Source organism: uncultured Veillonella sp. (assembly GCF_900545205.1).
In the GTDB taxonomy this organism is placed as follows: Bacteria; Bacillota; Negativicutes; order Veillonellales; family Veillonellaceae; genus Veillonella.
In genome coordinates this window covers 1-14,333 of sequence record NZ_UQYC01000052.1, presented here as the reverse complement: position 1 = coordinate 14,333, position 14,333 = coordinate 1, and the positions used below count along the sequence as shown (strand labels likewise).

Genomic DNA, 14,333 nt, shown 5'->3' with positions numbered 1-14,333 from the left:
CCCATACCGAGAACTACGGTAAAGGAGTAAAAGGCTAAGAGGCCAACCCCTGGAGCGAGGGCGATAGGATAGTTTACGAATAAACCCATAGCAATCGTTACAAGGCCACCACCTAAGGCTGTAGCGATGAGGACTGCGTCTTTATCCATCCCTGCGAGACTAAGAATGTTAGGCGCCAAGAATAGGATGTACGCCATTGTGATAAACGTAGTAATACCTGCTAAAATCTCGGTTTTAACAGTGGTACCGCGCTCACTGAGTTGAAATAGTTTATCTAACATTAGATAACACCCTCCCGATATGAAATTAAAAATTATATCTAAATGAAAATATTTCGATATATGTATAGTGTACCATATTTCCCACCATTTTTTGTATGAATTTATGATATACTATAAATATATTATGAATGACTTAGAGGTTAACTTATGAAAATATCTACTAAAGGGCGTTATGCTCTACGGATATTGGCTGATATTGCAGAGCACGGGGTAGAAAAAAATGTACCCATTCGTGAAATTGCTGAACGCCAAGGATTTTCCGATAAATACTTAGAGGGGATTGTATCTCGCTTATCCTCCGCTGGCCTCGTTAAAAGTGGCCGTGGTAAATACGGTGGATATCGCTTGGTGAAATCGCCTGCTGAATACAATGTATATGAAATTTTATATGCTGCAGAGGACTCCATTGCTCTCGTATCTTGTTTAGAAGATGATGTTGAGCCATGTCCTATGTTTAATGATTGCTTGACTGCTCCATTGTGGCAGTATTTGCAAGATGAATTCCGTCACGTTATGGAACGTGTATCCTTACAGGATGTAATGGATCACAAATTTCCAACGGAATAAATGAGAGAGTCGCGTATTATATGCGGCTCTTATTTATATAGAATGTAAAAGTATATTGCTATATATACTTTTATATATGAAAGGAGGCAAAGGATGAGCACAACTGCATATGATGCTCGCGGTGGCATGCGCAATGTATGGATTATTACAGCTGCCATGACGGTACTGGCGATATGTTACACCATGATCATTCCGTTTTTGCCTATCTATCTTTTAGAGTTAGGTGTGCCAAAGGCTGATGTAGCTCTTTGGTCAGGCCTCGTTTTCGGTATTACCTTCCTCATTGCGGGCATTATGGCTCCTATATGGGGGAAGATTGCGGATAACAAAGGTAAAAAACGGATGGCCCTGCGTGCCGGTTTTGCAATTGCTATCTGTTATGTATTAATTGGTCTAGTTACCGACCAATATCAACTACTCATGGGGCGGGCCCTCGTTGGTTTTGCCAATGGGTTTTATCCAGCAGCGATGACCATGGTTTCCCTCAGTGTTGATGAGAAACAGGTTGGTAGGGCTTTAGGCATCTTCCAGACGGGGCTTATCCTAGGTAATGTCATCGGCCCATTTTTAGGTGGCGCCGTTGAAAGTGTAGTAGGCATGCGTCCTGTATTCTATGTGTCCGGCATCGCTGTATTTATTGCGACCTTGGCCGTATTGTTCTTTGTGAAAGAACCAAAATTACATGCTACAGGTGCTGATGGAAAAGAACAGCCGACGCAACCTACTAAATCTACATCCTTACGTGAAGACTTTAAAGCTGTTCAACAACAGCCAGTATTAGTACGATTACTTTGGATTTTCTTCTTCATGCAATGTGCTATCATGATGTTGCAACCTATCTTGGCCCTCTATGTCGGAGATATGCAAGGCACCATGGAAGGGGCAGCCATTATTTCTGGTACCATCCTTAGCATCGGCGGCTTAGCAGGATCCTTGACGACAAACCTATGGGTTCGCCTTGGTGAACGTCGTGGCTACTTTAAGACCATATCCTACTGTATGATTGGTAGTGGTATTGTTCTATTGCTTCAAAGCTTACCCGTAGGCATTTGGTGGTTTGGCGTATTACAAGTCTTAATTGGGTCATGTATTGTAGGTATTAATCCATCCTTAAGTGCAGCGGTAACACTTAATACAGATCCAAGCTTTAGAGGTCGCATGTTTGGTATGACTACGACAGCTCAACAATTTGGGTCTATGGTAGGACCAGTATTTGCCAGTATTGTATCCACTTATATAGGTATATCCTATGTATTTAGTATTACAGGATTGTTATTGTTATATATGGCATTCCAATCTAGAAAACTATCTGCCAAGCACGAATAATACCATAAAAGAAAGCTCCACACGGTTATGTGTGGAGTTTTTATTGTTTGGACAGATTATCTAGATAGATTAGATATACTCATTAGGATTGAATAATATGACCAATTTTAATAAGACCGAGAGAATAGGATATAACAAAAAATTATGTTAATCGTTAATCTAAGAATACGGTTTTAGTGCATAATAACTGGCTTTCATACGCTTTTTGTGAATAGCAATTCAATATAGGCAGATTGATTGATTTTACCAAAATATTGGTATATAGTTAGTTTAAGGTAAGTCATTTGTCTCACCCTGTGGGACGGAAAGGAGTTATTATGGTCCGTATCGGTCATACTGTACTCGGTGAAAAGGGTACAAAGATATGTGTGCCTATCGTGGGCACAACAATGAAAGAAATTTTAGATGCCACTGCGGTTGCATGTAATACACCGTGTCATGTAGTGGAGCTACGCATTGACTATTACGAGCGGGCCCACTCCATTGACGCTATTATTGAACTGTTAATGCTCATCAAGCCTCAATTAAAAGGTCGTGCCTTGTTATTTACATGGCGCACAAAGGGTGAAGGCGGGGAGAAATCTATTTCCACACAAGACTACTTCACAATGTTAGAGCGCATTATTCCTACAGGTTTAGTAGATGCTATCGATATTGAACTCTTCTTTGATCAAGATAGAATGCTCAAAACCATTGAGTTTGCCAAGGTACATGGTATTACGATTATCATGAGTAACCATGATTTTAATGGTACACCAAGTCATGAGGTCATTGTAAATCGACTTATTCAAATGAAAGAGTTCTTGGCAGACGTGCCAAAGATAGCGGTTATGCCGCATACAACGGGCGATGTTCTTACACTACTTGAGGCGACAGCTGAAGTAAAAGCCTTATATCCATCCGATCCAATCATTACGATGGCCATGGGGCCACTAGGTGCTGTTACACGCGCTGCAGGCGCTCTATTCGGCAATGCTATGACCTTTGCCTCTGCTGGCAAAGCATCTGCACCAGGTCAAATCGATGTATATGAACTCAAACGAATTCTTGATACCATCGACGTAGATGGCGTATTCGACGAACAACAACATAAACGCGTAAAAGTACATTGAAAAAGTCGGCGAGAGCCGACTTTTTTATATGTTCATACCTTGTGCTAGTATTTTATTAATTATTACAGTTTTATTTTTTATAGAGTATAAGATAATATAATGTTTTGTGACCATTTTTCGTAAATTTTTCTTATTATATTTTCCGTGATATAAAGGATACCTTTCAGGAAAAATATCAAGGGAGAATGCATTATCAATGATTTCTGACTGATGTTGAAGAATAAGGTTTAAATCTTCTGTTTTTTCCTTTAAAGATAATAGTATATTTCGTAGGTCTTTCTTAGCGATTTTAGATAGTACAATCTTATGTATCATAAGAGAAGACCCTCTTTCTTTAATTCAGAAATAACATCTTCTAAAGGCGTTAGATTACCTTGTTCTATATCTATATATGACAACTCCAGTAGTTGGTCGATTTCTTCGTCAGTAAGAAAGTCTGCATTCATAGAGTCACAAGCAAAAGGCTTGTTTACTGACTTAGGAATTGCTTTTGAAAATTGTATTTGTTTGGAGATTAGTGTAATCAACAATGATATAGTTAATCCCATTTCTTTTAAGACTGCTGTTGTTAGTGTCTTAACTTTAGGGTTTATCCGGATATTAAGTATGCCTTTTTTATCAATCTTATCAAAGGATATTTCTACCTCGTTTTCTGTTGATGTTCCGTATGTATTTATAGTATCTGAGGCCTTTAATGTTGTTTGGGGTTGTTCGTAGGTACCGTCATTATTGAGTGTACTTGGCGTTGGTGTTTTGTCTGTAGATGTTGTTGGTAAAGCAATGGAAAACGGAATGCGGCGTTCTTTTATAATTTGACGAAATAGTGCATCTAGCATAGATGTATAGGATAGGCCCTGTGCCTTTAATATGCTAGATACTTCTTGCTTTAGATCTTCGTTGATGCGGACTTGTAGGTTTACGGTTTTCATGGTATTCTCCTAGTATTTTTTGATTGTGACTGAAATGTTTTGCTTATATTGTTAATTGTATATTCAAAGGTATTTAAGTAATCAACCCTATTTTGTAATTACATTGTAATTGCAAATGTAATTTTCTACAAATACATATAATACATAGAACATAGAAAAAAGCAGTAGTTACCTTAGGGATAACTACTGCTTTTCAGTTTATATCATAGGTATTATGATATGCGTTTTAGTTTTATCTAGAAACACAGATGTAAATATATTTACTTATAAGATTATTGAGGCCCTAGCTGACTTAGATGCTCTTAGCCATTTATCTGTAAAGGGTTTTACAAATGTGATATACAAGCTCTTATAATAAGTTTGCCTCAAAGTCTTCTAGGATAGCCGCTACTGTTTCTGGAGCATTGCGCTTGTGTTCTACGATGCATTGAGCGAAGCTTTCATACATTGGTGTACGAATTTCTTCAAGCTCGCGCAAACGGTCTAGACCACCACTGGAGAGTACGCGGCCGGTGGTAGATAGGTTTTCTACCGGTTGTGTTAATTGATAGATGCGACCATTTTGGCGTAGGTGTGCGTAGTTTTTAGGCACTGTTACACAGCCGCCACCAGTGGAGATAACAAGACCTGTTTGTGTGCCGAGTTTTGCAATCATTTCTGCTTCTTTTTCACGGAATGCATCTTCTCCTTGTTCTGTAATATAGGTAGAAATATCACCAATTTCTTTTTCTAGCTCTTGATCTACATCAACACAAGTGCGACCCATTTCTTCGCCAAGGGCTTTACCAACTGTTGTTTTACCTACACCAGGCATGCCAATGAGGATGATATTTTCCTTTTCACGACGCATATCGCGCAAGATTTGCTCGATTTCCTTTGTGCCAAAGCTTTCACCTTGGAAATGCTTAGCCGCCTCAACGCCTTGTGCCACAAGGAATGGCAAGCCATCACAATGTGGAATTTCCATCATTTCTGCTTGTAACAGTAAAATCGTACGGCGTGGATTGTAGATGAGGTCTACAACGCCTTCCAATTTAGAAAACTGCGTAATATCAATGAGATTGGCTGGATTATGAGGATACATACCGATAGGTGTGCAGTTAATAATAATCTGCGTTGTTTCATAATAGTTTGGCGCATCACCATAGAATGGAGCCGTTTTACGAGATAAATGAACGATGTTTTTAGCGCCTAAATCTTCGAGGGCTACGTGAACGGTAGCAGAGGAAGCGCCATCTCCTAGGATGATACATTCCTTGTCAGCTACATCGATGCCTACATGTTGTAGGGTAAATACAAAACCATCATAGTCTGTATTATAACCGTGCCATTTACCATTTTTGCGAACCATTGTATTTACACAACCGATGCGTTCTGCGCGAGGGTCAATAACATCACAAGCTTCAAGGGCATTTACCTTGTAAGGAATGGTAATGTTAATACCTTGTAATTCTGGATCAGCAAAGAACTCTTGCAATTGGCTTGGTTCGCGCTCAAATAATTCATAATTTGTATTCCCTAATGCACTGTGAATGCGAGGGGAGAAGCTATGGCCCAACGTACGGCCAAGTAAACCAAATTTCATAGGACCTCCTAGGTCAATATACATAGAATGGCTAATAGGCTGGTACCTATTAGCCATTGGAATTTTATAACTATATTCATTGTACTATATATGCCCTTATAGGCACTAGTACGGATGAATATATTAGTTTTCTGGATAATTACCGAGCAAGCGGAACTTATCTTGGGATGTATGAAGCTCTGCTAGAACGGATAATACCTTCGGATCCGCTAAAGATGCCTCTAAATCGAGGTAGAACAAGAACTCAAAGTTATGGCCTACGATAGGGCGAGACTCGAGTTTTGTAAGGTTTACGCCGATGTTAGCAAACTTGGTAAGCAATGTACCAAGGCCACCTGGAGCATGGCTTGCTGTTGTTACTACAGAGATTTTATTAGCCCCTGGATATACATGGAAGTCCTTGCTGATGCAGATAAAGCGTGTATAGTTGTTATCGCTATTTTGGATGTTGCGCATCAATGGAGACAAGTTATACAAGTCTGCACATTGTGGCGCTGCAATAGCTGCTACACCAGGGTCATCACTAGCTGCTACAAGCTGTGCAGCACGAGCCGTGTTATCGAAGGAGCGCAATTCTACACCTTCTAATTTTTCTAGGAAGTGGCTACATTGGCCCAATGCTTGTGGGTGAGAGATGATAGTATGAATATCTTCTAGTTTTGTGCCTTTTTTCACGAGTAGGTCGTGAGAAATCCATAGGCGTGTACCGCGTACGATATAGCACTTGCGATCTTCTAGAAGATCGTATACTTCTTTTACAGAGCCATTAGAGCTATTTTCGATAGGTAATACACCGAATTGACATTCGCCAGACTCAACGGCATCGAATACGGCGCGGAAGCCTGTTACGTAGTGAATTTGGCTAAGTGGTAATAATTTATCGCATGCCACTTGTGCATTGCTGCCAAATACGCCAGCACAAGCTACGCTGCCTCGTTGAGGAGGCAAGGTAGGGGATTGCTCAATGGCTTTTTTCATTTTTACAGTGAACTCATTATCTTGGAATAATTGTTCAGACTGGTACGTACGGCTCAAGCTGAATAATGCTTCGAAGAAACGACGCGCATATAGGTCGAGGTCAGGACCTGCATCTCTCGTCACTTTGTCGAGAATATCGCGCTCCCGTTTAGCATCGTAAATGGCCTTATTCATTTCTTTCTTTGCCGCTGCTACGTCTTTGGAGAGTTCCATGCGCTCTTTGAATAATTCGAGCATCTGATCGTTTATGTCGTTAATTTTAACGCGTACTTCATCTAAGTTCATGGTCAATATCTCCTAAGAAATCAAGAATAACAAGGGCCGTAACAGCTTCGATTACAGGTACTGCACGAAGCGCTACGCATGGGTCATGACGACCTTGGATTGTGAGCAATGTGTCCTCTTTTTGTGAAAGTGATACAGAATGTTGTTCTTTATAAATGGATGGTGTTGGCTTGATGCCTACTTGCATAACGAGAGGCAAACCGTTGGTAATACCGCCTTGGATACCACCGCTATTATTGGTAGATGTTGTAATCTTGTCGCGGTCCATGGTGAAAGCATCATTTACTTCGGAACCAAGTTTAGCACACATATCAAAACCACCGCCGAAGGATACTCCCTTGATGGCTGGTACGCCAAAAATAACGCGAGCTAAACGGTTTTCGATGCCGTCAAAGTTTGGATTGCCAAGGCCAATAGGTAGGCCTGTGGCAACGACTTCAACGATACCACCAGTAGAGTCGCCGTCTTTTTTGAGCTTCATGACCAAGTTTTCTACTTCGCTACGTTTTTCTGGATCAATCATAGCGATTGGTTCTGTAACGATGTTAGCTAATGCTTTCATATCTGGATGAACCATATCGATAGGAGCATCTTGGATCGGTCCCACTTGTTTTAAATGGCCGTGGATTTCGATACCTTTTTCGCGTAATAGTTGAAGGGCGATGCCACCAGCTACGCAAAGTGGTGCTGTAAGGCGAGCTGAGAAATGGCCGCCTCCGCGCATATCTACCTTGTCGCCGTAGCGCATACGAGCCGTGAAGTCCGCATGAGATGGGCGAGGGATGTCGCGCAAGTTATTGTAATCGCTGGAATGCTGCGATGTGTTGCGGATCATAAATGCCAATGGAGAACCACTGAGCATACCATCTACGATACCTGCTAAGAACTCAGGTACATCGGCTTCCTTACGTTGCGTTGTTAATTGATTTTGCCCTGGCGCACGGCGCTTTAAAAAGGCTTTTAATTCATCGATATCGATGGTATGTCCACAAGGTAGACCTTCAACAATACCGCCGATAGCGTATCCATGAGAGGCGCCAAAGGTAGATACCTGTATGGTTTTACCGAAATTAGATGCCATTATATTAACTCCTACTAAATAGTACGTACTATTTCTATTATCTATTAGATTACACCAGATAGGATTAGAAATCTAAACTGGTTGTGCATTACCGCCCAGTAAGTTCCAGTCCTCGAAGAAGTCTGGATAGGATTTTGTGATAGCTTCGCTATCTTTTAAGGTAACAGGATTTTCACTGATGAGGGCCATCAATGTGCCAGCCATAACGAGGCGATGGTCATTTACGCAATCACCTTGGCCACCTTTAAGTATACCACTACCGATGATGTATAGGTCATCACCGTCTTCACGAACTGTACCGCCTAAGTCTCTCACGAGATTAGCAACGGCTACGAGACGATCCGATTCTTTTAAGCGTAGGCGAGCACCCTTAACAAAGTCGCTTTCACCAGAAATAGAGCAAGCCAGGGCTGCCATAACAGGCAACATATCAGGCATTTGCTCTAGATCTACATGAATTGGTTTCGACGCTCGGCCTGTAACCGTTACATTCATACCATCCCATACCACATCACAACCAGCATCAATCATAACTTGCATGATGCGGCGGTCTGCTTGTACAGAATTCTTGTTCATACCAGTAATAGTAATTGGTTTGCCCGTCATACCAGCGGCTACCATCCAGATTGCTGCATTAGACCAATCGCCTTCGATTTGGTAATTATCACGACCTATGAAGTACGCACCAAATGGTACTGTGAAAGCCTCATTGATGTTTGTGTCTGGTAAAGTGTGTTCTACTTCGACACCAAAATCTCGCATTGTTTCAGTAGTTAATGTTACATAATCGCTAGATTGAAGCGGTGTCGTAGACGTAATAGTAGATAAGCCGATTTGAGGGGCTGCCAACAATAAACCAGAGAAGAATTGGCTACTCACATCGCCTACCATGGAGAAATTGCCCCCTTGAAGACGACCTGTCATAGTAAATGGCGGTTTATCTTGGGAAAAAGTTACGCCGTGCGCTTTCATTTCACCTAGCATAGGTTCTAGTGGACGATCTGGTAAACGACCTTTAGCATCTACATCTACATCATTACAGATGGATGCTGCTACAGGTAATAAAAGGCGTAATGTAGTACCTGATTCGTGTGGTACTACATTGCCTTTTGCTGGAGCTGGGCCAGGAGTAACGGTAACAATTTTATTTTCATATACTACGTGAGCCCCTAAGCCTCGCAAGGAGTCCATCGTTGCATCGATATCCTTAGAGGTACGACTCAGTAATATTGTAGATGGAGAGGTAGCAAGGGCTGCACAAATCAATGCGCGGTGTGCATGTGCCTTTGCTGGAATGGACGCAATCGTCCCTGTAGGAATGGCGTTCGTTACGGAATGCATATAAATCTCCTTAATCTAAATAGGTGGCAAGCTCTTCGTGTGTTACCACCTTAAGTTCACTATGTCCATAGCTTGTTGGAACTACGATTTTTATAGTTGCCCCTTCGCTTTTTTTATCATGTTTAGCAGCTGCTAAGATCTCTTTTTTCGTTATGGTCGTAGTAGTTGGCAAATCGTGTGCTTCGATGAGGGCTTTTAATTTTTCTAATGCCTCTACATCTAATTCTCCATGTTTTACAGCACCTTGTGCCATGAGGACCATACCGATGGCTACAGCATAGCCATGGTGGACTTCAAAGTGACTGGCCTTTTCGATGCCATGACCAAAGGTATGACCAAGGTTTAAGAGGGCACGAACACCGGATTCGCGTTCATCTTGCTCAACGATATCCGCTTTTGCTTGAACGCAGCGAGCGATAACGGCACTTACGCTATCGCGATGTTTAGTTAATGGTTTATGTTCGAGTTGGGTTAATAAACCTGGTACATCGAGGAAACCGTATTTGATAATCTCGCCACATCCATTTTTCCATTCCATGTCTGGCAATGTATTGAGCGTAGTTGGATCGCAGAGAACAAGGATAGGTTGTTTGAAAGCACCCCAAAGGTTTTTGCCAGCTTCGAGATTAACCGCTGTTTTACCGCCTACAGAGGAGTCTACTGCAGCTAATAGAGATGTAGGGACCTGTACATAGTCGATGCCACGTAGGTAGGTAGCTGCTGCAAAGCCTGCCATATCGCCTACAACACCACCGCCAAGGGCGATGAGAAGGTCTTTACGCGTTAACGATTGAGCTGCCATATACTCTACTAAATCGATGAGTTGATGAGCATTTTTGGAGCTTTCACCAGCAGGGAACACATAATCACAAACAGTATAACCCGCATGTTCCATATTAGCTTTCACAGAATCCAAATAGTGTGGTGCCACGTTGCTGTCGCTAACGATGATAACACGGCAATTTGGTTTTAACGGTTTAATATAATCGGTGATGCGTTGTAAAGCGCCTTCCTCGATGACAACATCGTAAGGTGTGGAGGCGTTAATATGAATGCGAGTCATAACGGTTCCTTTCTTAAAAGAATAAGCTAGTATCTATTATAACGGATACTAGCTTATTTGTGTGGTATGTGAGATTATTTAGTGCATTCTACCAATGCTTGGCGCAATGCGATAACTTCTTTCATAAGGCTAGTGAATTGGTCTGGACGTAATGCTTGAGGGCCGTCGCATAATGCTTTGGATGGATCGTTGTGAACTTCGATCATAAGGCCGTCTGCGCCGCCGCCTACGGATGCAAGGGAAAGTGGGCGAACCATGCGGCTCATGCCTGCAGCGTGGCTAGGGTCCATGATGATTGGCAAGTGGGATAATTCATGCATCATAGGGATTGCTGTTACGTCTAATGTATTACGAGTTTTAGTTTCGAATGTGCGGATACCACGTTCGCATAATACAACTTGTTCATTGCCTTCAGACATGATGTATTCAGCAGCCATCAACCATTCTTCGTATGTAGCAGATAAACCACGTTTTAAAAGAACTGGTTTGTTTAATTTACCTACTTCTTTTAAAAGTGTGAAGTTTTGCATGTTACGAGCGCCGATTTGAAGCATATCTACGTTATCGAAGTATTGTAATTGGGAAATATCCATAACTTCAGAAACGATAGGAAGGCCTGTTTCTTTTTTAGCAAGTTCTAATAATTCTAAGCCTTCTGGGCCCATGCCTTGGAAGGAGTATGGGGATGTACGAGGTTTGAAAGCACCGCCGCGAAGGATTGTAGCGCCAGCTTCTTTACAAGCTTTTGCTGTTTCAAGTACTTGTTCAGGTGTTTCTACGGAGCAAGGGCCAGCCATTACTGCGAAGTGACCACCACCGATCAATACACCACCTACGTTGATTACAGAATCATCTGGATGGAATTTACGGTTTGCTTTTTTGTATGGTTCTTGGATGCGAGTTACTTTATCTACGAAATCAAGGGACTCGATTTGACGAGCATCGAGGGATGCTGTGTCTCCGATAAGACCTAAAATATTATAGCGTGCACCTTCTACAGGATGGATAATGAAGCCTTTTTCCTCTAATTCACTGCGTAAACGAGATACTTCTGTTTCTGCTGCGTTTTGTTTCAATGTAATAATCATGATAATTCCTCCTTATAACTACAGTGAATAGTAGGGCTTACCATACGGGATAGCAAACAAAAAAGGGCTACCCGTAGTTTAATACGGGCAGCCCTTTTACTATTCTAAGCAACTAATAATGACTAAATCTTAATTAGCGTACCACAAATAGTTCCTTACCCGTACGTTGGATAAAGAACCAATAAAAGTATTGTTTTGTAGCGAGGCTAATTTGGTTAGTCATCTTTGATTGCTCCTTTCTAAAATGTTGGGTATAGTATAAACCCAAATGATAAGATTATGCAATACTTAAAATTAAATTTCATAGAAGTTTTAAAAATAATGTGCTTCATAAATTGTTTGAAATGCAGATATAATGAGGTCTTTTGTATAAAAATGATTTTTGCTATTCATGACTAAATTGTAGTATAGTCATAGTATAACCACCTTTCGGTGATGAACCTAACTCACGTCAATTGACGCTCTTAGGTAGAGTATGACAAAAATAATTTTACATAAATAGCGATATATGAGTCGCTTTGGAGACGATATGGTTATTCAAATCTTAGATCATATAACAGAGGAAATAAAACAAATACGTATTGATGTGTTTATGAAAGAACAGGGTTTTGAAGACGAGTTCGATGAAATAGATGATATAGCAAAATTTGTTCTCTTATCTATAGATGGCAAGGCGGCTGGTACTTGTCGGTACTTTCCAAGTTCTGATGAAGGCGACGCCCACATTGGACGCATGGCGGTACGTAAGTTGTATCGTGGACAACATTTAGGGACTAAGATTATGATGGCTGCAGAAAACGGTATTCGTCGCGATGGATTTAAGACTTGCTCTTTATCCGCGCAAGTACAGGCAAAACCATTCTATGAATCCCTCGGATATAAAGCAGAAGGGGAAGAATACCTTGATGAAGGTTGCCCACATATCTTGATGCGAAAGGTTTTATAAGTCGTTATATAATAAGAATAAGTAGATGGGTAGCATTAAATAAATTGATGCGCATATTATTTTGTTACGAGGTGAGAGAATATGAAACTAGCTGAGGCATTACAAGAACGAGCTGACTTAAATAAAAAAATTAGTGATTTGCAAGGTCGTTTAAATCAAAATAGTTTAGTACAGGAAGGGGAAACACCTAATGAAAACCCTACAGTGTTGATGCAAGAACTAGAAGCGGCAATTGCTAGACTTCAACAACTCATTAAAGATATTAATCTTACTAACTGTGCAACTATTGTTGAAGGGCGTTCTTTAACACAAATTATAGCGGAAAAAGAAGGTGCAATTATGCGTCTATCTGCATATCGTGCTTTAGCAGATAGTGCAAGTGCTATCAACTACCGTGCTCGTGGTTCGGAAATTAAAATGATAGCAACTGTGAATGTAAGTGAATTACAAAAAACAGCAGATGTAATAGCCAAGGAGATTCGTATCTTAGATAATTTATTACAGTCAACCAATTGGACGGTTGATTTAATAGAGTATTAATCATAAGTTGGTAATCAAGATAGGGTGGATACAAAGCCACGATTGCTTAATTCGTAAAAAGATGTTATTCCATTACATGTACGGGGCATTGAAGGTATGTATTGTGTAGGCCCTTATGGCGTATAAATGTATGGTTATTTTTTATAATGTATTACCATGTGTCAACTATTTTGATGAGGGTGGCGTTGGGGACTATTTCTAAATTTCATATATATTTTTATATTTTATATGACATTATTTTTACTTTGAGAGAAATGAGAGAGATGTTTAAATTTGTAAAAGTAGCTACAAAAGTACTTGCTTTTGTAGCGGGTATGACAAGATAAGCTGATGCTGTTTCCTTGGCTGAAGTGTACTAGATATTACATACATACCCGATAAGTGTTTGTATGGTCTTATTTTGCTCTACTTTATTTGCATCCTGACTCGGCATTCAGACTCTAACTCTGTAAAGGAGATAGAGTCTTTTTTGTTATTATTCTAAGTTATCGAAATTAAATACCGCTACCTTTGATTATAGATACGTTAGTACTACGGCATATTTAATTTTTTGATAAGTATATAAATTTTACTTTTTACTTAGCGAATTATGGTATAATATAATTAAATAATAATCATTATTTAATTATATAGAATTTCTTAAGTAAGGAGATTTCATTATGACAGCAGAACAAAAAGCAGCTACGGCAGCAACAAGTTCTACCGCAGCTAAATCAACACCTGAACAAGGTACCGAATGGATAATTTGCCGTGTATGCGGATATATTGAGGATGCTAAGTACAGGGATCAACCTTGTCCAACATGTGGTTTTCCTCCAACAGTTTGGATGGATTACAAGCCACGTCGCATTAATACAAAACGTGAAAAATTGCTAGATCTTCATTTACATCCAATTGCGGTACATTTCCCAATCGCAGCAACAGCAGCTTCTTTCTTAGTACCTGTTATTGCATTGTTGATTCCATCTATTGCAAATGTATTATTCCCTGCCATTACATTAGTAGCAATGATTTTACCACTTCTCGTTATTATTGGTGGTATTTCTGGTTATATTGGTAGTAAATTACGTTACAAAACAGGAACATCTAAAATTCCTAAAGCAAAGATTTACTTAACAGTTATCTACTTTATTCTTTCCTGTGCACAAGCCTACATCGCTATTGCTAACGGTGTAAATGCTGATAACGCATGGATTATGATTATTTTAGGT

Annotated in this window: 15 protein-coding genes; 6 read left to right on the top strand and 9 right to left on the bottom strand. The window is 40.3% G+C overall.

From position 1 onward, the window contains the following. Positions 1–281, bottom strand: a 281-nt coding sequence (locus tag QZR70_RS06475; protein ID WP_295793938.1) for a solute carrier family 23 protein, incomplete at its 3' end; no start/stop codon positions are given. Positions 282–428: 147 nt separating this feature from the next. On the opposite strand from QZR70_RS06475, the gene QZR70_RS06470 reads away from it, so the two are divergent. The 3 genes from QZR70_RS06470 to aroD all read left to right on the top strand — a co-directional run bounded on the left by QZR70_RS06470 (position 429) and on the right by aroD (position 3,286). Beyond that, on the top strand, positions 429–848 hold the full coding sequence (locus QZR70_RS06470) for an Rrf2 family transcriptional regulator (RefSeq protein WP_005385239.1): 420 nt from the start codon (positions 429–431) through the stop codon (positions 846–848). A gap of 93 nt (positions 849–941) precedes the next feature. Then, positions 942–2,174 (top strand): MFS transporter, encoded by a 1,233-nt coding sequence (locus QZR70_RS06465; RefSeq protein ID WP_295793936.1) that lies wholly within the window; start codon positions 942–944, stop codon positions 2,172–2,174. Positions 2,175–2,491: 317 nt separating this feature from the next. After that, positions 2,492–3,286, top strand: coding sequence for a type I 3-dehydroquinate dehydratase (gene aroD / locus QZR70_RS06460; RefSeq protein WP_295793932.1), 795 nt, complete (start codon positions 2,492–2,494; stop codon positions 3,284–3,286). A 24-nt stretch (positions 3,287–3,310) separates the two neighbouring features. Here the strand turns inward: aroD and QZR70_RS06455 are convergent, their stop codons facing one another. The 8 genes from QZR70_RS06455 to aroF form a co-directional block, all read right to left on the bottom strand. Next, entirely contained in the window at positions 3,311–3,601 is a 291-nt protein-coding gene (locus tag QZR70_RS06455) for a type II toxin-antitoxin system RelE/ParE family toxin (RefSeq protein ID WP_105089808.1), read from the bottom strand. After that, complete coding sequence (locus QZR70_RS06450; RefSeq protein ID WP_295793928.1) at positions 3,598–4,215, bottom strand: type II toxin-antitoxin system RelB/DinJ family antitoxin; 618 nt, start codon at positions 4,213–4,215, stop codon at positions 3,598–3,600. Before QZR70_RS06450 ends, QZR70_RS06455 begins: the two co-directional genes overlap by 4 nt. 349 nt (positions 4,216–4,564) lie before the next feature. Further along, the gene (locus QZR70_RS06445; RefSeq protein ID WP_295793926.1) at positions 4,565–5,800 is read right to left on the bottom strand and encodes a shikimate kinase; all 1,236 of its coding nucleotides are present in this window, start codon (positions 5,798–5,800) and stop codon (positions 4,565–4,567) included. Between the two features lie 123 nt (positions 5,801–5,923). Continuing rightward, positions 5,924–7,063: a bifunctional chorismate mutase/prephenate dehydratase gene (locus QZR70_RS06440; protein WP_005385244.1), complete on the bottom strand. Its 1,140-nt coding sequence runs from the start codon at positions 7,061–7,063 to the stop codon at positions 5,924–5,926. After that, on the bottom strand, positions 7,050–8,144 hold the full coding sequence (gene aroC, locus QZR70_RS06435; protein ID WP_295793922.1) for a chorismate synthase: 1,095 nt from the start codon (positions 8,142–8,144) through the stop codon (positions 7,050–7,052). The genes QZR70_RS06440 and aroC overlap by 14 nt, the downstream gene beginning before the upstream one ends. 72 nt (positions 8,145–8,216) lie before the next feature. Beyond that, positions 8,217–9,485 carry a 3-phosphoshikimate 1-carboxyvinyltransferase gene (aroA, locus tag QZR70_RS06430; RefSeq protein ID WP_295793920.1) on the bottom strand — a complete coding sequence of 423 codons (1,269 nt, stop codon included), beginning with the start codon at positions 9,483–9,485 and terminating at the stop codon, positions 8,217–8,219. A gap of 10 nt (positions 9,486–9,495) precedes the next feature. After that, on the bottom strand, positions 9,496–10,548 hold the full coding sequence (aroB, locus tag QZR70_RS06425; RefSeq protein ID WP_295793918.1) for a 3-dehydroquinate synthase: 1,053 nt from the start codon (positions 10,546–10,548) through the stop codon (positions 9,496–9,498). Positions 10,549–10,622: 74 nt separating this feature from the next. Further along, positions 10,623–11,636: a 3-deoxy-7-phosphoheptulonate synthase gene (gene aroF / locus QZR70_RS06420; protein ID WP_105085021.1), complete on the bottom strand. Its 1,014-nt coding sequence runs from the start codon at positions 11,634–11,636 to the stop codon at positions 10,623–10,625. Positions 11,637–12,165: 529 nt separating this feature from the next. On the opposite strand from aroF, the gene QZR70_RS06415 reads away from it, so the two are divergent. The 3 genes from QZR70_RS06415 to QZR70_RS06405 all read left to right on the top strand — a co-directional run. Next, positions 12,166–12,582: a GNAT family N-acetyltransferase gene (locus QZR70_RS06415; protein WP_295793940.1), complete on the top strand. Its 417-nt coding sequence runs from the start codon at positions 12,166–12,168 to the stop codon at positions 12,580–12,582. A gap of 81 nt (positions 12,583–12,663) precedes the next feature. Continuing rightward, positions 12,664–13,122 carry a DIP1984 family protein gene (locus QZR70_RS06410; protein WP_295793914.1) on the top strand — a complete coding sequence of 153 codons (459 nt, stop codon included), beginning with the start codon at positions 12,664–12,666 and terminating at the stop codon, positions 13,120–13,122. A gap of 659 nt (positions 13,123–13,781) precedes the next feature. Continuing rightward, a partial coding sequence (locus QZR70_RS06405; protein WP_295793912.1) for a hypothetical protein occupies positions 13,782–14,333 on the top strand: 552 nt, incomplete at its 3' end.